Genomic DNA, 20,209 nt, shown 5'->3' with positions numbered 1-20,209 from the left:
AGAGGAGATGGAAGAAAGGATGAGGCTGGCCGGTCGGCGTAAACAGCGCTTATTCGATGCTGAGTGTCACGGCCTTGTTCTGAGGCTCGAGCTTGGCCAGGGTCAGTGTCAGCACTCCATGCTCGAGCTTGGCCTTGCTGTTGGCCGCATCGATTTCATGGCCCAGATCCCAGCTGTATTTGACCTGGCGGGCTGCGCCTTCCACGCTTTCGAGCTTGGCGACAGAGCCTTCCAGCGAGAGTCTGAGTTGCTCGCGTGCCAGGCCAGGCACATCCAGGGTCAGGGTCGTGAATTGGTCATCGCGGCTGACTTGAACCTGGCGTTGTACGGGGCTTGCAGCGCCCAGGGTTTCCTGCAGAAAGCGTTGCAGGGCCAGGTCGGCGGCGCGAGGAGATACAAAGGTATTACGGCTCATCACAGGGGCGAAGAACATGGTGTTTAACTCCTTTAAACTGCGCGGCTTGCGTTGTTGCCGCTTGACTCATAGGTAGGTGGTGGCAAGCGCATTTCAAGAGGTTTTTTTTGATGAATAAATTGCGCCGTGATGCCTTGAAATACCTGCAATTGCCACTACTATGCGCGCAGTTCGGCATTGCTGGCGCTGCTGTGGCTGCAGCCAAAGCCAAGCTTGCGCAACCCATAAAGCTGGCACTGGTGGAGAGTCTTTCGGGCCCGTTTGCAAACACGGGCGAGGCCGTGTTCCGCAATTTGCTGTGGGCGACCGAGCGGGTGAACGCGCGCGGCGGCGTGTGTCTGGCCGACGGTCTGCATGAGCTGGTGATAGAGCGCTATGACAGCAAGGGCCAGAACGAAGAGGCACTGTCGGCGCTGCGTGCGGCCATAGACAGCGGTGCGCGCATCATCATGCAGGGCAACTCGTCGGCCACGGCGGCGGCGCTTCTCGACGCCATCGACAAGCACAACAGCCGGGATCCTTCGCGACGTGTGCTGTATCTGAACTATTCGGCCGTGGATCCGGCGCTGACCAACGAGCGCTGCAGTTTCTGGCATTTCCGCTTCGATGCCCATGCCGATATGCGCATGGCTGCGCTGATGGAGGTCATCAAGGACGACAAGGCCGTACACAGTGCCTATCTGATCGGGCAGGACTACAGCTTTGGCCAGGCCGTGTTGCGCGAAGCAAGGCGTCAGCTTGGCATGCAACGGCCCGATGTGCGCATCGTGGGCGACGAGTTGCACCCCGTGGGCCGCGTCAAGGACTTTGCGCCTTATGCGGTCAAGATCAAGCAAAGCGGTGCCCAGGCCGTGATCACGGGCAACTGGGGCAACGATCTGATGCTGCTGGTCAAGGCTGCGCGCGAGGCCGGCTATGAAGGGCGTTTCTACACCTTCTACGGCAATGCCCTGGGCGCCCCGGCGGCCTTGGGTGATGCCGGCGTGGGCAAGGTGCTGGCCGTGGCCGACTGGCTGCCCAATGTACCCACGGCCGAGAGCCGTGCCTTCTACCAGTCTTTCCGTCAGCGCTTTCCCAGGCCGCAGGACGACTATGTGCATATGCGCATGCAGCTCATGATCGAGGCTCTGGCGCAGAGCCTCGAAAAGGCCGGCAGCACGGACACCGTCGCCGTGGCCCACGCCATGGAGCATGCCAGGGTGCAGATGGCGGGCCGCTCGGGCAGCATGCGGGCGGCAGACCACCAGTTTCAGCAATCGCTGGTGGTCGGCATGATGGAAAAGAGAGGCAGCGCAGGCGTGGACTTCGATGTGGAAGGTTCGGGCTACGGATTCAAGGTCGTGCGCGAAATTGCGGCGGCCAGAGCTGAGATGCCTGGTCAGTGCCAGATGAAGCGCTTCTGAGTGGCTGAAGAACTATCGGATCAATAGCTGCCAGCGCTTATTGGAAAAGCGCTGCCGCCCGAATTAATTCATCTAGTTGCGTTTGGCCGAGGCGGTCTGGCTGGCCAGATAGGCTTCATGTACCTCGCGCCCCAGCTCTATCACCGACAGCGCATAGAACGCCGACCAGTTGTAGCGCGTGATGGCGTAGAAGTTCTCGGTACCCGCGATGTACTCCGTGGGGCCGGAGCTGCCATTTTTCAGCTCGATCAGTGCCAGCGGACGCTCATAGTTGTCGGCGCCCAGCACACGTACTTCGCGTTCTGCCATCTGCGCGGCAGTGAATGTGGGGTTGATATCGGGTGCGAGCAGGGTTGCCAGATTCTCACCCTGGGCGCGCATGTCCACGGTAAAGGCCGTGGGCAGGCCCGGCTTCCAGCCATGGCCGACGAAGTAGTTGGCGACCGAGCCGATGGCGTCGGTGGTGCTGTTGAACAGGTCTATGCGGCCGTCGCCGTCAAAGTCGACGGCATACTTGTCCCAGCTGGTGGGCATGAACTGACCCAGGCCCATGGCACCGGCATAGCTGCCGCGTAGCGCAAACGGGTCACTGCCGGTGCGGCTGGCCGTGACCAGCACCTGCTCGAGCTCGCCACGGAAGTAGTCGGTGCGGGCCTGGGCGCGGGGGTGGGATGGCGGAAAGTCCAGTGCCAGCGTGACCAGAGCATCCATCACGCGAAAGTTGCCCATGTTTCGGCCGTAAATGGTTTCCACGCCGATGATGCCGACGATGATCTCTGCGGGCACGCCGAACTGCTGCTCGGCACGCGCGAGCGCCTGGTGGTTGGCCTGCCAGAACTGCACGCCGGCGCGTATGCGCACGGGGTCGATGAAGCGGCTGCGGTACACAGTCCAGTTCTTCACGAAGGTCTTGCCGGCCGGCGTCATCAGGCGTGTGACCACGGGCAGGTTGCGTGCTTCGCTCAGCTGCGCACGCACCCAGTCGACAGGCAGATTGCGGCGGACTGCGATTTCTTCGGCCAGTTGCATGGCGTCGTCCCGACCGGCATAGGCCACGGCCGTGGCGGCTGCAGCCGTGGCTACGGCAGCCGGTGCTGCCTTGCGGACGGCTTTTTTGGCCGGTGCGGCGATGGCGCCGGCGGTCAGCAGGCACAGTGCCAGAGTGCCCAGTGCTTTAGCCTTGAGGTGTTTGCTGTTATTGAGAGTGATGCTCATGTTTTATTTCTTGAGGGGATAGGGCCAGCGCTGCTGTCGGATGGACAGCCAGCGTCGGCGCAAGGTCTTCAGTTCAGTGGCTTCGGTGTCGGAGGATGGCGCATAGCGTAGCCTCTCCATGTCCAGCAGCCAGTCGGATAAGGCTGCAGCCAGGGGCGCGGATGCAGATTCCTTGGCCCAGCGCTCCTGCACGCGGCGCGACAGGCTGCGAGCGGAGTCGCTGGCACCGCTCGCTATGCCTGCGCGCTGCAGCCACAGCCTGGCAGCGTGCATGAGCTGGCTCCAGCCGTCGCGCTGCGGTCGTGTGGCGCGGGCCCAGATCAGCCACAGCAGCGCCAGAGCGCTCAAGCTGCCCGCCAGCAGGCGCAGCAGATCCGTCCAGCTCGGCGATTCGAAGCCCAGGCTCTGCAGCAGATTGAGCTGACGGCTTTGCGTGTAGTTGATCACCCACTGGTTCCAGCGGTTGTTGATGGCCTCCCAGACGGCGCGCAGCTTCTCCAGCGTGCCGGTATCGACGAAGTTGCCAACAGCGCTGGCAAAGGCGCCGGGGGGAGCGCTCAGGCGCTGGAGCTGCCCGACCCGGCTGGGTGCGACAGCGCCTGTGGGGTCTACACGGACCCAGCCCCGGCCGGCAATCCAGACTTCTGTCCAGGCATGGGCATCGCTGTTGCGCACGGTCCAGTAATTGTCCACGCTGTTGCGGTCGCCACCCTGGTAGCCGGTCACGATGCGCGCGGGCACTCCCATACCGCGCATGAGCACGGCAAAGGCTGAGGCGATGTGCTCGCAAAAGCCTTGCTTGCTGTCAAACCAGAAGTCATCGGCGGTGTGGACGCTGTCGACCACGCCGGGCTCCAGTGTGTAGGTGTAGCCGCCGGTTTTCAGGCGCTGCAGGGCGGAGGCGATCAGCCTGTCCGTATCCGTGTCAGCGCCCGGTTGGGCTCGTAATTCGGCCTGCAATTGTTCGCCCAAAGCCCGTGTGCGCGGGTTGCTGCCGGCCGGCAGCTGCAGATGGCGTTTGAGCTCTGGCGTGAGCTGCAGCGGTCCGTGGCTGAAGTCGAGATGGCTTTGGGCATCGACACGCAGCACATCGGTAATCGGGCGCCCGCTCAGCCACTGGAGGCTGGAGCTCATGCGCAGCCTGCCTACCGAGGCGCCCGGCGGAATCTGCGGTTCGGTCCTGACGGCATCGAGCAGGGTCAGCCAGCGGCGCTTGCTGGGCTCGATCAGCATCTGGTAGCGAACGGGTTCACCGCTCACACGCAGCTGAGGCATGGCCATGGCGTCAAGCACAGGGTCGGCCTGCCAGCTGCGGCCATCGAACTGGCTGAGCACCGGGCCGCGAAAGTACAAGGTGTTGGCCGGTGGCTCTTTGCCCTCGGGGGTATCGAAACGGATGCGCAGGGCCACGCTATCGTCCATGGCCAACGAGGCAACCTCGCCTACGCGCATGCTTTCGGACAGGCCCGAGCGTCCGGCCATATCGTCGGATGGCACGCCCCATAGCGGAGCCATGCGCGGAAAGAACAGAAACAGCGACACCATCACGGGCGCGCCCCAGAGTGCGAGCCAGCCCGCAGTGCGCAGAGCCTGCGTCAATGGAGGCTTGCCAGCCGTCATATGGGCGTTGACCAGGGCGGTGAGCAGGCCCATCAGCCCGAGCACCATGGCCATGGCTGTGGGCAGGGACTGCGAATGGAAAAAGTTGCTGAGCAGTACAAAAAATCCCAGAAAGAACACCACCATGGCATCGCGCCGCGCGCGCAACTCCAGTGTCTTGAGTGCCAGCAGCATGACGACCAGGGTCACGCCGGCATCGCGGCCCACAATCGTTTTGTGCGTGGCCCAGGTAGCCCCAATGGCGATGGCTAGTGCGCCCGCCAGCACCCAGCGGCCGGGCAGGGGGGCGCTGGTCAGTGCCAGGCGTGCACGCCACAGCAACAGGGCTGCGGCAAAGGCGCTGGTCCACCAAGGTGTGTGCTGAATCTGAGGCAGCATGATCCAGGCGATGACGGCGAGCAGAAACAGCGTGTCCCGTGCATCGCGCGGTAGGGCAGTCAGGCGCTGCAGCCAGTTGCTGCCGGCAGAAGAGGCGGTTGCTTTCATGGACAGGCGGCCAATGCTTCGAGGCAGCGCGTGGTGTGCTGTGCGCCGCTGGCCGGTGCGATTTCCTTGCCGCCCGGCAGGCGCAGGCCCCAGGTACGGCCTTGCTGCTGAGCCATCAGCACCCAGGCCGTGAGGCGCGACAGCCGCGCCTCATGGTCGGCCAGGCCGGTATGGCGCGCATCGAGCCAGAGACGGTGATGGTGAGCCATGGTCCGGTCGCGGCTGACCAGTTGGTGGCCGCCTGCTGCAAAGGACTGAGCCGCTTTCTTCCACACCACCAGCTTGAGCGGGTCGCCAGTCTGATAGCTGCGCACGCCATCGAATTCATCACCGCTGCGTATCTGGGCGCTGCTGCGGCCGCCGACTTCGGGGCTGGCGGCTGGCAGTGGCGGGGCATGGGTTTCTGGTTCGGGATAGACCCAGACCAGGGTTTGGGGCCGCCACAGAGCCCAGACGCGAAATGCGCCCAGCGGGTAGCGAGTGAGTATGGAGACGGCGGGCAGCTCCTGCCGGCCGCGGCGCGTGGGCATGAAGCTCAGCTGCACGGCGGTGCTGCCCTGCTCGGGAATATCGACCCAGGTCCAGGCATCAGAGTGATCGGCGCTTCGCCGGGTTTGGTGCAAGGCGAGGCCTATGCCCCAGCGGCGCGAGCGGCGGGCATTGTGCAGACTGATATGCATGGGGCAGGGCGCATGGGCAAAGCAGCCGCCCGATGCATTGCCTTGCGAACCTGCGCCGCCGAGGCTCAGCTGCAGACCACGCAGATTGCCATGGCCTACAACCATGCTGGCGGCCGCGCTGCCTGCTAGCAGGAACGTGAGCAGGTAGCCCAGGTTGAGCTGGTAGTTGATGGCAGCAATCAACAGCACGATCAGCGTGGCCAGCATGGCCCAGCCCGCGCGCGAGGGCAGGATGTAGACATTGCCCTGGGTCAGCGTGAGCTGGTCGCTGCGCGGCAGACGTGCAAACATCCACTCGCGCACCCTGGCGCGGGGTGAGAGCCGCTGGAAGATATTGGATGTCTCTGGCCGTTCGCCCTTTGATGCGGAGCGCTTCATGCTATGAAACTCATGACGAAATACATCGGCAGCATCAAGATAGCGGCACGGATTGCATCATGGCGCGCACCTGCTCCACGGCACCACGGCCGGCATGGCCCACGGGAACGAGGCGGTGGGCAATCACCTGGGGAAGTATGGCTTGCACATCGTCGGGCGCCACATAGTCACGGCCTTCCATCAGCGCGATGGTCTTGGCCGCACGCAGCAGCGCGATGCCTGCACGTGGCGACAGGCCCTGGGCAAACCACTGGCCGTTGCGTGTGGCGGCAATCAGGTCCTGCACATAGTCGAGTAGGGCGTCGCTGGCATGCACGGCCAGGGCCGCGGCCTGCAGTTGCTGCAGCTGCTGCTGGGAGATGACGGGCAGCAGTGCATCGGCAGCGGCGCGGCGGCCGTTGCCAGCGAGCAGCTTGCGCTCGGCATCGCGCGAGGGATAGCCCAGGCTGATGCGCATGAGAAAACGGTCCAGCTGGCTTTCGGGCAACGGGAAGGTGCCCAGCTGCTCCAGAGGGTTCTGGGTGGCAATCACAAAGAAAGGGGCGGGCAGGCTGTGGGTCTTGCCTTCGGTCGTGACCTGGCGCTCCTCCATGGCTTCGAGCAGCGCACTCTGGGTCTTGGGGCTGGCGCGGTTGATTTCGTCGGCCAGCAATACCTGGGCAAACACCGGCCCGGGGTGGAACACAAAAGCCTCTTGTCCGCGATCGTAGATGGAGACCCCTGTGAGGTCGCTGGGCATGAGGTCGGCAGTGAACTGCACACGTGAGAACTGCAGGCCGAAACTGTGTGCCAGCGCATGGGCCAGCGTGGTCTTGCCTACACCGGGAACGTCTTCGATCAGCAAGTGACCGCCTGCCAGCAAACAGGCGACACCGTCTCTGACCTGATCCGGCTTGCCCTCCATCACCGTGTTAAGCTGACTCAAAAGCGCATTAATTGTGTTCTGTGCATGCATGGCAGAAACATATCCTAAATAAGCGATAGCGGAGACATGACTGTGGGCAAGACAGGTTATTTCACCCACCGGGATTGCTGGTTGCACGAGATGGGGCCGGGCCACCCTGAATGCCCGGCGCGGCTGGACGCGATAGAAGACAGGCTGCTGGTCAGCGGAGTGGGCGATGCGCTGGAGCGCTGCAATGTGCCGTTGGCATCATTGGCCGAGATCGAGCTGGCGCACGATCCCATGCATATTGCCGCCCTTCAGGGACTGACCGACAGGCTGGAGCAGGAGCTGGCGGCTGGCGGGCCCGAGCACAAGCAGCTCGATACCGATACCTCCATCAACCGCCACACCTTCAAGGCCGCACTGCGCGCTGCGGGGGCCACACTGGCGGCTACCGATGCCGTGCTGGCCGGCGAACTGGAAAACGCCTTTTGCAGCGTGCGCCCGCCTGGTCACCATGCCACGCGCAACCAGGCCATGGGTTTCTGCTTTTTCAACAATGTGGCTGTGGGCGTCAAGTATGCGCTGGAGCGCCACCATCTCAAGCGCGTGGCCGTGATCGACTTTGATGTGCATCACGGTAACGGCACGGAAGACATCCTGGCCGGTGATCCGCGCGTGCTGATGTGCGGCATTTTTCAGCATCCCTTCTATCCGTTCAGCGGCGACAAGGACCCGGCCCCCAATATGCTCAACGTGCCCGTGGCTGCCTACACAAAGGGCATGGACATTCGAGAGATCATCGAGATGATGTGGATTCCGCGCCTCGAGGCATTCAAGCCCGAGATGATCTTCATCAGCGCCGGCTTTGATGCGCATCGCGAAGACGATATGGGTCAGCTCGGCATGACGGAAAACGACTTTGCCTGGATCACCACTCGCATCAAGGACATCGCACGGCGTTTTTCCAAGGGCCGCATTGTTTCCTGTCTCGAAGGCGGTTACGTGATGGACCCGCTGGCGCGCAGCGTGGAAGCACATCTGCGCGTATTGGCCGATATCTAGTCCGAAAGCATGGTGACAGCAATGAGCGATTCCTTGGTGCAACTGAGTCAGGACGAGCGCGGCGTGGCTCGCATCACGCTGAGCGACGCGCAGCGTTTCAATGCCTTGAGCAGTGAAATGCTCGTGGCCCTGCAGTCGGCGCTGGATGCCGTGGCCAAAAGCGAGCAGGCGCGTGTAGTGGTGCTTGCCGCCCAGGGCAAGGCCTTTTGCGCCGGGCATAACCTCAAGGACATGGCGGCCCATACTGAGCTGGCTTACTACCAGCAGCTGTTTGCCCAGTGCAGCCGCATGATGCTCTCGATTCAGAAGCTGCCTGTTCCCGTCATTGCAAGAGTACAGGGCATTGCAACGGCTGCAGGTTGCCAACTGGTGGCGCAGTGTGATCTGGCCGTGGCCAGCAACGAGGCTCGCTTTGCCACCAGCGGCATTCAATACGGCTTGTTCTGCTCCACGCCCAGCGTGCCCCTGGTGCGCAACATGCCCATCAAACAGTCCATGGAAATGCTGCTGACGGGTGAGTTCATCGATGCGCAGACGGCTCTGCACTACGGTCTGCTCAATCGCGTGGTCGAGCCGGAGCGGCTCGATGCTGCCGTGGAAGAGCTTGTGTCTGCCATTGTGAGCAAGCCCCCGGTGGCCGTCAGGATGGGCAAGGAACTGGTCTATCGCCAGCGTGAAATGGGCCTGGAGTCAGCCTATCAGCTGGCGGGTCAGACCATGGCCGCCAATATGCTGGATACCGACGCGCAGGAAGGCGCTCAGGCTTTTGCACAAAAGCGCAGGCCTCGCTGGCGCTAAACCCTGGATTTGCACTCCCCGGCCGTCGTGGTTGGGGAGGCTGAGCTGCGTGGATGGCGTCGTTTGCAGCGCGAAGTCTTGTGTTTTCGGCCCGTCCATTTGAACGACGAGGCTGCTTTCCGGCAGTGTTACCGTGAGGCCTATCTGGATGCAGGCATGGCATTGATGGGCTCAAATCCTAGGTTTTACCCTGATTTGACCCATCTGAGACCCATGATTTCGCAAGGCTTGTGCATAAAATTGAACGGTCGTTCTTTTTTTATGCCGTTCCACCTGCGAAGGCTGCTGCACAGATCTCCGGGCAGATTGTCTGGAAAATTGTGCAGAGAGTGTTGCGGTGCCGCATAAAATGAATCCAGTTTACGTAAACGTCAATGCAGTAATCATTAAGGAGCCGCAGCAATGAAGGTATTGGTCCCTGTCAAGCGCGTGGTGGACTACAACGTCAAGGTCCGCGTGAAGTCGGACGGCACGGGTGTGGACATCGCCAACGTCAAGATGAGCATGAACCCCTTTGACGAAATCGCCGTCGAAGAAGCCGTGCGCCTGAAGGAAAAAGGCGTGGTGACCGAAGTCATCGCCGTCTCCTGCGGCGTGGCCCAGTGCCAGGAAACCCTGCGCACGGCCATGGCCATCGGTGCCGATCGCGGCATCCTGGTCGAGACCGATGTCGAGCTGCAGCCTCTGGCCGTGGCCAAGCTGCTCAAGGCCCTGGTGGACAAGGAGCAACCCGGTCTGGTCATCTGCGGCAAGCAGGCCATCGACGACGATGCCAACCAGACCGGCCAGATGCTGGCGGCCCTGGCCGACCTGCCCCAGGCCACCTTCGCCTCCAAGGTCGAAGTCGCCGGCGACAAGGCTGACGCGCCCCGGGTCAACGTCACCCGCGAAGTGGACGGCGGCCTGGAAACCGTGGCCCTGTCCACGCCCGCCGTCATCACCACCGACCTGCGCCTGAACGAGCCCCGCTACGTCACCTTGCCCAACATCATGAAGGCCAAGAAAAAGCAGCTGGACACCTTCAAGCCCGAAGACCTGGGTGTGGACGTGACGCCCCGCCTCAAGACCGTGAAGGTCTCCGAGCCTGCCAAGCGTGGCGCTGGCGTCAAGGTGGCCGATGTGGCCGCCCTGGTCGACAAGCTGAAAAACGAAGCGAAGGTCATCTAAGGCCCCCTGAGCCGCTTCGCGTCATCCCCCGCAGGGGGACGACACCCTCGGTGCGGGGCGGCCCTTCCTCGGTGTCCTGCACTTGCGCCGCGCCAGATTAGCCGGCCGCGGGTGATGCAGGCATCATGAAAAATTTTAGAGAAAGACGACTGAAATGACTTCTCTCGTTATTGCAGAACACGACAACGCTTCGATCAAGACCGCGACCCTGAACACCGTGACGGCCGCCAAGGCCTGCGGCGGTGATGTGCATGTGCTGGTCGTTGGCGAAGGTGCAGCCGCTGCCGCCGCTGCAGCCGCCCAGATCGCCGGAGTCTCCAAGGTCATCCATGCCGACGGCGCCAGCCTCAAGGACGGCCTGGCCGAGAACGTGGCGGCCCAGGTGCTGGCACTTGCTGGAAATGGTGCCGGCAACTACAGCCACATCCTGTTCCCCTCGACCGCCTCGGGCAAGAACGTAGCCCCTCGCGTGGCCGCCAAGCTGGACGTGGCCCAGATCAGCGACATCACCAAGGTCGACTCCGCCGACACCTTCGAGCGCCCCATCTACGCGGGCAACGCCATTGCCACCGTGCAGTCCGCCGATGCCGTCAAGGTCATCACCGTGCGTACCACGGGCTTTGACGCAGCGGCTGCCACTGGCGGCTCGGCGGCGGTGGAAACGGCGGCTGCCGTGGCCGACAGCGGCAAGAGCGCCTTTGTGGGCAGCGAAGTGACCAAGAGCGACCGTCCCGAACTGACGGCAGCGAAGATCATCGTCTCCGGCGGCCGTGCTCTGGGCTCGGCCGAGAAGTTCACCGAAGTGATCACCCCCCTGGCCGACAAGCTGGGAGCGGCCATCGGTGCCAGCCGTGCGGCTGTCGATGCGGGCTACGCGCCCAACGACCTGCAGGTGGGCCAGACGGGCAAGATCGTGGCGCCGCAGCTGTACATTGCCTGCGGCATCTCGGGAGCGATCCAGCATCTGGCGGGCATGAAGGACTCCAAGGTGATCGTGGCGATCAACAAGGACCCGGAGGCACCGATCTTCTCGGTGGCCGATTACGGTCTGGAAGCCGATCTGTTCACGGCAGTGCCCGAACTGGTCAACGCGCTGTAATTTGGCGCACATCAAAAGAGGGGCTTCAAGCCCCTCTTTTTCCATGGGCGCCTGGCTCGTACAGGTCAGGTCATCAACAATAATTCGGCAGCTGCATGGGCGCTTCAGACCCACTGCATTGATGGAGAGGGAGACTCTGAATGAATCGCAAGCATTGGGTGTTGGCGCGAGTCGGTTTGGTCGCGATGTGTGCAGGTGCTGCTTTGGTGGCGCAGGCCTGGACGGTTGGGCAGGTGGCCCCGATGTCGGGGGCTGAAGCCAGTCAGGGACGGGCCTATGCGCAGGGCATGCGTCTGTACTTTGACCAGGTCAACAAGGCCGGTGGCGTGCAGGGCCAACCTGTGGAGTTGGCTGTGCTCGATGATGTGGGCCACCCTGAAGAGACCGTGACCAAGACGCGCAAGCTGCTGAGCGAATCCAAGCCCGTGGTGCTGGCAGGCTATTTCGGCAATCGCAATCTCTCGGCCTTGCTGGAGAGCAAGGCTCTGGATGGTTCGCAGATTCCGCTGGTGGGCTATCAGAGCACGGACACCCGAGTGCTGGCATCGCCGCAGATGTTCTCCACGCGTGCAGGGCTTGCCGAGCAGGTTGCAAAGATTTCCACCCACCTGGCCACCGTCGGCATCACGCGGCTGGCGTTGGTGTTCGAGGAGCGTCCCGATGCACAGGAGCTGACGGCCTTGGTGACCAAGGCCGTGAACCCCAGCGGGGCCAAGCTGGTGGCTTCGGCCATGCTCAAGAGCCGAGGTGGCTCGGGCAAGGCTGTGCAGGAGCTGCGGGCCGCCAAGACTTCGCCTCAAGCCATTCTCCTGGTGGCTTCCAGCCCTGCCACAGCGGCATTTGTCGAGGCGTATCGCATGGAGGGCGGTACCGCCCAGGTCTATGCCACGGCCGAGGCCGATATCGAGCAGTTGGCCAAGCGTCTTCCTGTGGAGTACATGAGCGGTCTGTCGATTGCCCAGGTGGTGCCCAGTCCCTACAAGGTCTCGGGCAAGCTCAACAAGGAGTTTCGCGACGCGACGATTGCTGCAGGCAAGTCCCTGGACGTTCCGGTGAGCTTTGCCATGATGGAAGGCTTTGTGAATGCCAAAGTCATCGTGGAGGCCATGCGTCGCAGCCAGCCGCTGACGCCGGAAAAAATGAGTGCTGCCTTGCGCGGACTGGAGTCTTATGACCTGGGCGGCTACTGGGTGAACTTCAAGCCCGGGCAAGTGGGATCCAAATATGTGGACCTGTCCATCGTCAATGCCGCCGGGCGTGTGACGCAGTAAGAAACCAAGGCCTGACGCAGTACCGCGTTCAGGCCTTTTTTGCGGCCGCTCCCCTCACGATGATCCTCCGTACACAGAGAAAGCAAAAACTGTTGCCCTGGGGACAGGGAGTGGCGCCATGGCAGGCGAAACTGGCCAAAGGCCAGTCGGACGACTTCACCGTCGGCACAGGAGTGCAAATAGTGAGGCGCCCTTCGAACTGCTTCTGAAACAAGAGCTGACAGCGTATTTGGAACCAACGCTGCAGACCTTTTTTATTCATAAAACGAAGAAGGAGACAACATATGTCCAAGCTGCCACCAGCCCTCAAAAAGCTGGCTTTGCCTGTCATCGGCTCGCCGCTTTTCATCATCAGCAATCCCAAGCTTGTCATCGAGCAGTGCAAGGCCGGTATCGTCGGCTCCATGCCTTCGCTCAATGCCCGTCCGGCCGAGCAGCTGGAAGACTGGCTGGCAGAGATCACCGAGACTCTGGCTGCCTGGGACAAGGCCCATCCCGATCGCCCTTCGGCTCCATTCGCCATCAACCAGATCGTGCACAAGAGCAATGACCGTCTCGAGCACGACATGCAGGTCTGCGCCAAGTACAAGGTGCCCATCATCATCACCAGCCTGGGCGCGCGTGAAGATGTGAACCAGGCCGTGCATAGCTGGGGTGGTGTGGTGCTGCACGACATCATCAACAACAAGTTTGCGCGCAAGGCCATTGAAAAAGGTGCCGACGGCCTGATCGCCGTGGCAGCCGGTGCTGGCGGCCATGCGGGTGTGAAGAGCCCGTTTGCCCTGGTGCAGGAAATTCGCCAATGGTTTGACGGCCCGCTGGCGCTGTCCGGATCGATTGCCACGGGGGGAGCGGTTCTCGCGGCCCAGGCGATGGGTGCGGACTTTGCCTATATCGGCTCGGCCTTCATCGCCACCGACGAGGCGCGTGCCGTGGAAGCCTACAAGCAGGCGATTGTCGAGGGCAACTCCGACGACGTGGTCTACAGCAATCTGTTCACAGGCGTGCATGGCAACTATCTGGCACCGTCGATTCGTGCGGCAGGTCTGGATCCGGAGAACCTGCCCGAGTCCGACCCCAGCAAGATGAATTTTGGCGGCGGCGCGCAAAAGGCCTGGAAGGACATCTGGGGCTGCGGCCAGGGCATCGGTGCCGTCGACAAGGTGCAGCCCACGGCCGAGCTGGTGGCTCGCCTCAAGCGTGAATATGCCGAAGCCAAGGCCAGCCTGCTGGTTGCCTGAGGCAGTTCACTATCTTTCTGTGCCAACGGCGTCTTCGGACGCCGTTTTTTATGGGCGGCTTGCTCGCTTGATGTTGCTCAAGCACGACTTTGACAAGGGTTAACCCTTGTTAAATCGCTTCGGAGTTGATGCGTATCAATGTAGGCCTGGTCCTGCAATTGGCTTTTGCATATCAAGTCATGATGATTGTCAAAAGAAGAGTAGTATTCCGTTAATTTCAGTAAATACTGAAAATTGAGAAATGCAGCACACCCCTTCTTCCTCCACCGACAATCAGGTCGATACAGCACATGCCGAGTTGGCGAGCGTCATCCGTCGCCCCAGCGCGGGAGCTGTGTGGCAGGTGCTTGCCGGACTGATATGGCTGCCGCAGGCAGCCTTGCTGGCCTGGGCTGTACAGCTCATGGCCAACGGTCAGGGCATGGCGGCCGTCTGGCCCATGGCGGCTGGCGTGTTGCTGCTGGGCTTGCTGCGAGCCTGGGCAGAAGGCCATGGCGGCATGCTGGCCAATCGTGCAGCGCGCGCACAGCTCAGCAGCTTGCGTGCCCAGGTGGCGCAGTCGCTGGCCCAGACATCGCCGCTGGACAAAAGCCGCCCTGCCTCGGGTCAGGCCGCCAGCGCCATGGCCGAGCAGGCCGAGGCCATTGTTCCGTGGCTGGCGCGCTACCAGAGTGCGATGTGGCGTGTGCGTGTGCTGCCTCTGGTGATTCTGGCTGCCGTGGCCTTGCAGTCATGGGTAGCGGCTCTGATTTTGATGGTTGCCGCGCCGCTGATTCCACTCTTCATGGCGATCGTGGGCTGGCGTGCCAAGGCGGCCAGCGAAGAGCAGATGCTGCAGCTGGGCCACATGAATGCGTTTTTGCTGGACCGCCTGCGCGGTCTGAGCACACTGCGTGCTCTGCATGCCGTGGAACTGACAGGCCAGCGGCTGCGTGAGCATGCCGAAGATCTGCGCGCCCGCACCATGCGCGTGCTGCGTATTGCCTTTCTGTCTTCTGCGGTGCTTGAGCTTTTCTCGGCGCTGGGCGTGGCCATGGTGGCCGTCTATATAGGCTTTCACCTGCTGGGCACGCTGAATTTCGGAGCCTGGGGCGACAAGCTCGGCCTGGGTCAGGCCATGTTCGTGCTGCTGCTGGCACCGGCATTTTTCGAGCCTTTGCGCGATCTCTCGGCCGTCTGGCATGACAGAGCCGCCGGCGAGGCAGCGCTGCAGACCTTGCAGAGCATGCAGGCCCAGTCTGTGCAGATCGTTGGTGCACAGCATGCTGCTGAACCAGCACTCCCGGAAAATGATCATTCCTCGCCTGGCCGGCCTGTGTCCGTAAGCGTTTCGGAACTCAAGGTTCAGGCACCAGGCAGTGACTCCAGTCTTGCGCCACTGTCTTTGCACATACAGGCCGGCGAACATGTGGCGCTGTGGAGTCCCAGTGGCAGCGGAAAATCCGTACTGCTGGCTCAGATTGCGGGCCTTTTGCCGGTTCAGCAAGGTCGTATCGAAGTCGATCGGCGAGCGCTTGATGCCCGCAGCGCAATACAGCTGCGCCAGCGCATGGCCTGGCTGGGTCAGTTGCCCCATGTCTTTGCCGGCTCGGCCGCGCGCAACATCGCGCTGGGGCGCTGCGCTGTAGGACCCGAACAGATTGCCGAAGCCACGCAGCAGGCGGCACTCGACGAGACCTTGGCGCATCGTCCCGGTGCAAGTCTTGGTGAGGGCGGCGCAGGCCTCTCCGGTGGCGAGGTGGTACGTTTGGCCCTGGCGCGCATGGCCGCGCAGACACAGGCCGGACTGCTGCTGGTCGATGAACCTACCGCTCATCTGGATCCCGAGACAGCGGCCCAGATCACGCAGTCCTTGCGCCATCTGGCCAGGGGCCGCACCATGCTGGTCGCGACCCACGATGCACAGCTGGCCGCTGCCATGGATCGCGTGATCGAGCTGCCACTGCTGCTACGGCAAGAGGAGCAGCAGGTATGAAGACACGGGACATCTCAATGCGCGAAATGCTGAAGCTGCTGGGCCAGATGGCACCGCGCAATCTCTGGCTGGGCGGTGCTGCCCTGGCTGCGCTCACGGTGCTGATGGGCATGGCATTGCTGGGCCTGTCGGGCTGGTTCATCACGGCCACGGCCCTGGCCGGGTTGGTGCCTGCTACGGCCCTGGTGTTCGATGTGTTCATGCCGTCGGCCGGCATTCGCCTGCTGGCTGTGGGCCGCACCGGTGCCCGCTATGCCGAGCGCCTGGTGACCCACGATGCCACGCTGGCCGTGCTGGCCGCTTTGCGCCAGAGACTGTTCCTGAGCTGGGCTCGACCGCAGGCTGCCCGCCTGCTGCTGCAGCGCCCGGCAAGGCTGTTGCAGCGTCTGACCTCCGATGTGGATGCCCTGGACAATCTTTATCTGCGCCTGCTGGTGCCGGCCGTAGCGGCGCTGGGCGCGGCCTTGCTGGCGGCTCTGGCCTACGGATTCATGCGCTGGTGGCTGGGCTTTTTGGCCCTGGCATGGCTGTTGTCAACCGGCTGGGGTATTGCCCTGTGGCATGGTCTGCGCAGCCGCAAGGCTGTCGTACGCCGTGCCATGGCACTGGAGGCCATGCGTGCCCAGACCGTGGATCTGGTTGCCGGCCAGACCGAGCTGCTGATGGCGGGCCAGTTGCCTGCCCAGGTGCAACAGGTGCTGCACAGTGATGCGCGCAGCGCCCTGGCTGATGAGCGGCTTTATCAATCCGAAGCGGCCGCTGCCCTGGCTTATGGTGCGGTGTCTGCCGTTACCTTGAGCGCATCCGTGCTGCTGATGGCCTGGTTGATGGAGCAGGGCCGCATCGACGCGCCGGTTGCTGCGCTGGGTATTTTGCTGGCACTGTCGGCAATGGAGCCTTTTGCCGCTCTGCGCAGAGGGGCAGAGCAGGCCGGGCGTACCTGGCTGGCGCTGCGCAGGCTGGCTCCGCCGCTGGCGGCCAAGGTCGAAGCGGCAGAGAGCCTGCAGCAGCCCATGCAGAAGCTGGTCGTCAGCCTGCAGGCTGTCCGGCTTCGTCAATTGGGGCCGATAGACCTGAATGTGCGCCAGGGCGAGCGCGTGGCGCTGATCGGCAGCAGCGGTGCAGGCAAGACCAGCTTGCTGCATTTGATGGCGGGTGAGCTGCAGCCGGACGAAGGTGTGGTTCAGGCCCGCAGCTGCAGCTGGATGACACAGCGAACCGAGCTTTTTCAGGACAGCCTGCGCAACAACCTGAGGCTTGCCGATGCCAAGGCCGACGATGAGCAATTGTGGGACGTCCTGCAGGCTGCGGGTCTCAGAAGCGACGTCATGGCCCTGCCACAGGGGCTTGACACCATGCTGGGTGAAGGCGGCCTGGGTCTGTCCGGAGGCCAGTCGCGCCGGCTGGCACTGGCCAGGCTGCTGCTGAGCCCCGACCGTTGCTGGCTGCTCGATGAGGTGACCGAGGGGCTGGATGCCGTCACTGCTGCCGATGTGCTGAAGCGGTTGGAGCAGGCAGCTGAGAGCGGCGCGCGAACGCTGATTTTTGCCACGCATTGGCAGCGTGAGGCGAGCCTTGCCGATCGCATTGTGTATCTGCAGGCAGGACAGGTGAAAGCGCAGGCCCTGCGCGGGACCCCTGAGTTCGAGCAGCTGATGGCAAGGCTGCGGCCCGATGCGCTGAGTGCTGTGGCACCGCAGTCCATATGTTTTTCCGATTGATTTTTGAAGTACCGAGAGAAAGGACCTGACCATGGACCTCGATATCGTCGATTTATCGCGACTGCAGTTTGCGATAACGGCGCTTTACCACTTTCTGTTTGTGCCGCTGACACTGGGCCTGTCCATACTCGTCGCCATCATGGAGACGGTGTATGTGATGACCGGCCGTGCCATCTGGCGCGACATGACCAAGTTCTGGGGCGTGCTGTTCGGCATCAACTTCGCCATGGGTGTGGCAACCGGCGTGGTGATGGAGTTCCAGTTCGGCATGAACTGGAGCTACTACAGCCACTATGTGGGCGACATCTTTGGTGCGCCACTGGCGATCGAGGGTTTGATGGCCTTCTTCCTGGAAGCGACCTTTGTCGGCCTGTTCTTCTTTGGTTGGGATCGCCTCTCCAAGGTCAAGCACCTTATCGTCACCTGCCTGATGGCCATAGGCACCAACTTTTCGGCACTATGGATTCTGGTCGCCAATGGCTGGATGCAAAACCCCGTGGGGGCGACTTTCAACCCCCAGACCATGCGCATGGAAGTGAATGACTTCTTTGCCGTGCTCACCAATCCCGTGGCGCAGGCCAAGTTTGTGCACACGGTGTCGGCGGGCTACGTCATGGCCTCCCTGTTCGTACTGGGCATTTCGGCGTGGTATCTGCTCAAGGGTCGTCACATCCATCTGGCCAAGCGCTCGATGACGGTGGCCGCGTCCTTTGGTCTGGCGGCTTCGCTGTCGGTGGTCGTGCTGGGTGACGAATCCGGCTATCTGTCATCCGAACATCAGAAAATGAAGCTGGCGTCGATCGAAGCCATGTGGGAGACCGAGCCCGCACCTGCTTCCTTCACGGCCTTTGGTTTCCCCGATCGCGAGGCCCGCGAGACCCACTTTGCCGTGCACATCCCGTGGGTCATGGGTCTGATCGGCACGCGTTCGCTGGACACCCAAATTCCCGGCATCAACGAACTGGTCAAGAGCGCCGAGGGCAATATCCGCAACGGTATCGACGCCTATGATGCGTTGCAGACCATTCGCAAGGCCAGGACCGATGCCGAGATTCCTGCCGAGGCACGCCTGCGCTTTGAGAACAATGGCGCCAATCTTGGCTATGCCCTGCTGCTGATGCGCTATGTGGATGACCCGCGCAAGGCGACCGAAGCGCAGATCCACCAGGCGGCAATGGATACCGTGCCGCCTGTGGGGCCGCTGTTCTGGACCTTCCGCATCATGGTGGCTCTGGGCATGTTCTTCATCGTGCTGACCGGCACCTTCTTCTGGCTGGCTGCACGCCACAGACTGGATGCCTACCCCTGGCTGCTCAAGGTCGCAGTGTTCTCGATTCCGCTGCCCTGGATTGCCGCCGAATGCGGCTGGGTGGTGGCCGAGCTGGGTCGCCAGCCCTGGATCATCGAGGGCGTGCTGCCCACGGCCATGGCGGTTTCCAATCTGGGCGCGAAGACGTTGTTGCTGACCATTGCCGGTTTCGTGCTGATCTATACCGTGCTGCTGGTTATCGAGCTCAAGCTGATGGTCAAGGCCATCAAGAAGGGCCCCGAGCATGAGAGCGAACCCCACCTCAGCCTCTACGAACCCATGATCAAGAAGCTGGCACGCGGCCAAAGCTGAGAGGAGCAATCAAATGATCTTGCATGAACTGATTTCATATGACGTGCTGCGCCTCATCTGGTGGCTGCTGCTTGGCGTGCTGCTGGTGGGCTTTGCCGTCACCGATGGCTTCGACCTCGGCGCCATGGGCCTGTTGCGCGCTACGGCCAAGACCGATGTCGAGCGCCGCACGGCCATCAACTCCGTCGGACCCGTGTGGGAAGGCAATCAGGTGTGGCTGATTCTGGGTGGCGGCGCCATCTTTGCGGCCTGGCCTCAGCTCTATGCCGTGTCCTTTTCGGGCTTCTACCTGGCCATGTTTGCCGTGCTGGTACCCCTGATCCTGCGTCCCGTGGCGTTCAAGTTCCGCAGCAAACATGAAGATGCGGCCTGGCGCAACCGCTGGGACTGGGTGCTGTGCATCACGGGTCTGGTGCCTGCACTGCTGTTCGGGGTGGCCGTGGGCAATGTGATTCTCGGCGTGCCATTTCGTCTGGGTGACGATATGCGCATTTACTACGATGGCAGTTTCTTTGGTCTGCTCACGCCTTTTGCACTGCTGTGTGGTCTGGTCTCGCTGTCCATGCTGCTCATGCATGGTGCGGCCTGGCTGATGTTCAAGACCGATGGCGAAGTCGCGAGCCGCGCGGTCCGCTATGGCAGCCTGTTTGCCGTGCTGACCACCTTGCTGTTTGCGGCTGCCGGCCTGTGGCTGGCTACGGGCATCAACGGCTATGTGATTACCAGCGAGATCAACCCCGTCGGTCCCTCCAACCCCTTGAACAAGACTGCAGCCGTGGCGGCCGGTGCATGGATGGCCAACTTCAAGTCCTATCCCTTGCTCTGGCTGGTGCCTGGTATCGGCCTGCTCATGCCGCTGATCGTGGCTGCCGGCTTGCGCAGCCGTCGCGAGTGGCTGGCACTGCTGGCAAGCGGCCTGGCGATTGCCGGAATCATCCTGACCGTGGGTGCAGCCATGTTCCCCATGATCCTGCCCTCCAGCATCGATCCGCGCTTCAGTCTGACGGTCTGGGACTCGTCCTCCAGCCATGTCGTGCTCTTCATCATGCTGGTTTGCGTGCTGATCTTCCTGCCCTTGATCCTGGCCTACACCAGCTGGGTGTACTCGGTGCTGCGAGGCAAGGTGGACGTGAAAGCCATCGTGACCGGCCAGGGCCACTCGTATTGA

16 protein-coding genes are annotated in these 20,209 nt (G+C 62.4%); 11 read left to right on the top strand and 5 right to left on the bottom strand.

Annotation, left to right across the window (positions count from 1 at the left end; translation table 11 throughout):
• Positions 1–49: 49 nt before the first annotated feature.
• Positions 50–433, bottom strand: coding sequence for an Hsp20/alpha crystallin family protein (locus F0P97_RS20055; protein WP_182283676.1), 384 nt, complete (start codon positions 431–433; stop codon positions 50–52).
• Positions 434–525: 92 nt separating this feature from the next.
• Between F0P97_RS20055 and F0P97_RS20050 the strand changes: the two genes are divergently transcribed.
• Positions 526–1,818 (top strand): branched-chain amino acid ABC transporter substrate-binding protein, encoded by a 1,293-nt coding sequence (locus tag F0P97_RS20050; RefSeq protein WP_182283675.1) that lies wholly within the window; start codon positions 526–528, stop codon positions 1,816–1,818.
• 72 nt (positions 1,819–1,890) lie between these two features.
• On the opposite strand, the gene mltB is transcribed toward F0P97_RS20050, so the two are convergent.
• Genes mltB through F0P97_RS20030 form a run of 4 tightly spaced genes read right to left on the bottom strand, consistent with a single transcriptional unit; the run spans position 1,891 to position 7,152 of the window.
• Positions 1,891–3,033, bottom strand: coding sequence for a lytic murein transglycosylase B (gene mltB, locus F0P97_RS20045; RefSeq protein ID WP_182283674.1), 1,143 nt, complete (start codon positions 3,031–3,033; stop codon positions 1,891–1,893).
• A gap of 3 nt (positions 3,034–3,036) precedes the next feature.
• Positions 3,037–5,139 carry a transglutaminaseTgpA domain-containing protein gene (locus tag F0P97_RS20040; RefSeq protein ID WP_182283673.1) on the bottom strand — a complete coding sequence of 701 codons (2,103 nt, stop codon included), beginning with the start codon at positions 5,137–5,139 and terminating at the stop codon, positions 3,037–3,039.
• Entirely contained in the window at positions 5,136–6,197 is a 1,062-nt protein-coding gene (locus F0P97_RS20035) for a DUF58 domain-containing protein (RefSeq protein ID WP_182283672.1), read from the bottom strand. The genes F0P97_RS20040 and F0P97_RS20035 overlap by 4 nt, the downstream gene beginning before the upstream one ends.
• A 34-nt stretch (positions 6,198–6,231) precedes the next feature.
• Complete coding sequence (locus tag F0P97_RS20030) at positions 6,232–7,152, bottom strand: AAA family ATPase (RefSeq protein WP_182283671.1); 921 nt, start codon at positions 7,150–7,152, stop codon at positions 6,232–6,234.
• 36 nt (positions 7,153–7,188) lie between these two features.
• Here F0P97_RS20030 and F0P97_RS20025 point away from each other — a divergent pair, with 36 nt between their 5' ends.
• The 10 genes from F0P97_RS20025 (at position 7,189) to cydB (ending at position 20,209) form a co-directional block, all read left to right on the top strand.
• Positions 7,189–8,148, top strand: a complete 960-nt coding sequence (locus F0P97_RS20025) for a histone deacetylase family protein (RefSeq protein ID WP_182283670.1) — start codon at positions 7,189–7,191, stop codon at positions 8,146–8,148.
• Between the two features lie 21 nt (positions 8,149–8,169).
• Positions 8,170–8,946 carry an enoyl-CoA hydratase gene (locus F0P97_RS20020; RefSeq protein WP_182283669.1) on the top strand — a complete coding sequence of 259 codons (777 nt, stop codon included), beginning with the start codon at positions 8,170–8,172 and terminating at the stop codon, positions 8,944–8,946.
• 402 nt (positions 8,947–9,348) lie between these two features.
• Positions 9,349–10,113 carry an electron transfer flavoprotein subunit beta/FixA family protein gene (locus F0P97_RS20015; protein ID WP_053284412.1) on the top strand — a complete coding sequence of 255 codons (765 nt, stop codon included), beginning with the start codon at positions 9,349–9,351 and terminating at the stop codon, positions 10,111–10,113.
• Between the two features lie 154 nt (positions 10,114–10,267).
• On the top strand, positions 10,268–11,212 hold the full coding sequence (locus tag F0P97_RS20010; RefSeq protein ID WP_182283668.1) for an electron transfer flavoprotein subunit alpha/FixB family protein: 945 nt from the start codon (positions 10,268–10,270) through the stop codon (positions 11,210–11,212).
• A gap of 140 nt (positions 11,213–11,352) precedes the next feature.
• A complete protein-coding gene (locus tag F0P97_RS20005) occupies positions 11,353–12,483 on the top strand; it encodes an ABC transporter substrate-binding protein (protein WP_182283667.1) in 1,131 nt (376 codons plus the stop codon).
• A gap of 284 nt (positions 12,484–12,767) precedes the next feature.
• The gene (locus F0P97_RS20000; RefSeq protein ID WP_087081593.1) at positions 12,768–13,724 is read left to right on the top strand and encodes an NAD(P)H-dependent flavin oxidoreductase; all 957 of its coding nucleotides are present in this window, start codon (positions 12,768–12,770) and stop codon (positions 13,722–13,724) included.
• Positions 13,725–13,965: 241 nt separating this feature from the next.
• Positions 13,966–15,699 carry a thiol reductant ABC exporter subunit CydD gene (cydD, locus tag F0P97_RS19995; protein WP_182283666.1) on the top strand — a complete coding sequence of 578 codons (1,734 nt, stop codon included), beginning with the start codon at positions 13,966–13,968 and terminating at the stop codon, positions 15,697–15,699.
• A complete protein-coding gene (locus F0P97_RS19990; RefSeq protein ID WP_182283665.1) occupies positions 15,696–17,420 on the top strand; it encodes an amino acid ABC transporter ATP-binding/permease protein in 1,725 nt (574 codons plus the stop codon). Before cydD ends, F0P97_RS19990 begins: the two co-directional genes overlap by 4 nt.
• A 31-nt stretch (positions 17,421–17,451) precedes the next feature.
• Complete coding sequence (locus F0P97_RS19985) at positions 17,452–19,041, top strand: cytochrome ubiquinol oxidase subunit I (RefSeq protein WP_003053058.1); 1,590 nt, start codon at positions 17,452–17,454, stop codon at positions 19,039–19,041.
• Between the two features lie 13 nt (positions 19,042–19,054).
• Positions 19,055–20,209, top strand: coding sequence for a cytochrome d ubiquinol oxidase subunit II (gene cydB / locus F0P97_RS19980; RefSeq protein WP_182283664.1), 1,155 nt, complete (start codon positions 19,055–19,057; stop codon positions 20,207–20,209).

The organism is Comamonas testosteroni (assembly GCF_014076415.1).
In the GTDB taxonomy this organism is placed as follows: domain Bacteria; phylum Pseudomonadota; class Gammaproteobacteria; order Burkholderiales; family Burkholderiaceae_C; genus Comamonas; species Comamonas testosteroni_F.
Note: the sequence above shows the minus strand (reverse complement) of the source record. Positions and strands in the feature narration are given on the sequence as shown.

Excerpts from the sequence above, each read along its gene's own strand:
- F0P97_RS20000 (WP_087081593.1), top strand. The coding sequence starts at position 12,768 with ATGTCCAAGCTGCCACCAGCCCTCAAAAAGCTGGCTTTGCCTGTCATC.
- cydD (WP_182283666.1), top strand. The coding sequence starts at position 13,966 with ATGCAGCACACCCCTTCTTCCTCCACCGACAATCAGGTCGATACAGCA.
- mltB (WP_182283674.1), bottom strand. The coding sequence starts at position 3,033 with ATGAGCATCACTCTCAATAACAGCAAACACCTCAAGGCTAAAGCACTG.
- F0P97_RS20025 (WP_182283670.1), top strand. The coding sequence starts at position 7,189 with ATGACTGTGGGCAAGACAGGTTATTTCACCCACCGGGATTGCTGGTTG.
- F0P97_RS20040 (WP_182283673.1), bottom strand. The coding sequence starts at position 5,139 with ATGAAAGCAACCGCCTCTTCTGCCGGCAGCAACTGGCTGCAGCGCCTG.
- F0P97_RS20005 (WP_182283667.1), top strand. The coding sequence starts at position 11,353 with ATGAATCGCAAGCATTGGGTGTTGGCGCGAGTCGGTTTGGTCGCGATG.
- F0P97_RS20050 (WP_182283675.1), top strand. The coding sequence starts at position 526 with ATGAATAAATTGCGCCGTGATGCCTTGAAATACCTGCAATTGCCACTA.
- F0P97_RS20015 (WP_053284412.1), top strand. The coding sequence starts at position 9,349 with ATGAAGGTATTGGTCCCTGTCAAGCGCGTGGTGGACTACAACGTCAAG.
- cydB (WP_182283664.1), top strand. The coding sequence starts at position 19,055 with ATGATCTTGCATGAACTGATTTCATATGACGTGCTGCGCCTCATCTGG.
- F0P97_RS20055 (WP_182283676.1), bottom strand. The coding sequence starts at position 433 with ATGTTCTTCGCCCCTGTGATGAGCCGTAATACCTTTGTATCTCCTCGC.
- F0P97_RS19990 (WP_182283665.1), top strand. The coding sequence starts at position 15,696 with ATGAAGACACGGGACATCTCAATGCGCGAAATGCTGAAGCTGCTGGGC.
- F0P97_RS19985 (WP_003053058.1), top strand. The coding sequence starts at position 17,452 with ATGGACCTCGATATCGTCGATTTATCGCGACTGCAGTTTGCGATAACG.
- F0P97_RS20030 (WP_182283671.1), bottom strand. The coding sequence starts at position 7,152 with ATGCATGCACAGAACACAATTAATGCGCTTTTGAGTCAGCTTAACACG.
- F0P97_RS20035 (WP_182283672.1), bottom strand. The coding sequence starts at position 6,197 with ATGAAGCGCTCCGCATCAAAGGGCGAACGGCCAGAGACATCCAATATC.
- F0P97_RS20020 (WP_182283669.1), top strand. The coding sequence starts at position 8,170 with ATGAGCGATTCCTTGGTGCAACTGAGTCAGGACGAGCGCGGCGTGGCT.
- F0P97_RS20010 (WP_182283668.1), top strand. The coding sequence starts at position 10,268 with ATGACTTCTCTCGTTATTGCAGAACACGACAACGCTTCGATCAAGACC.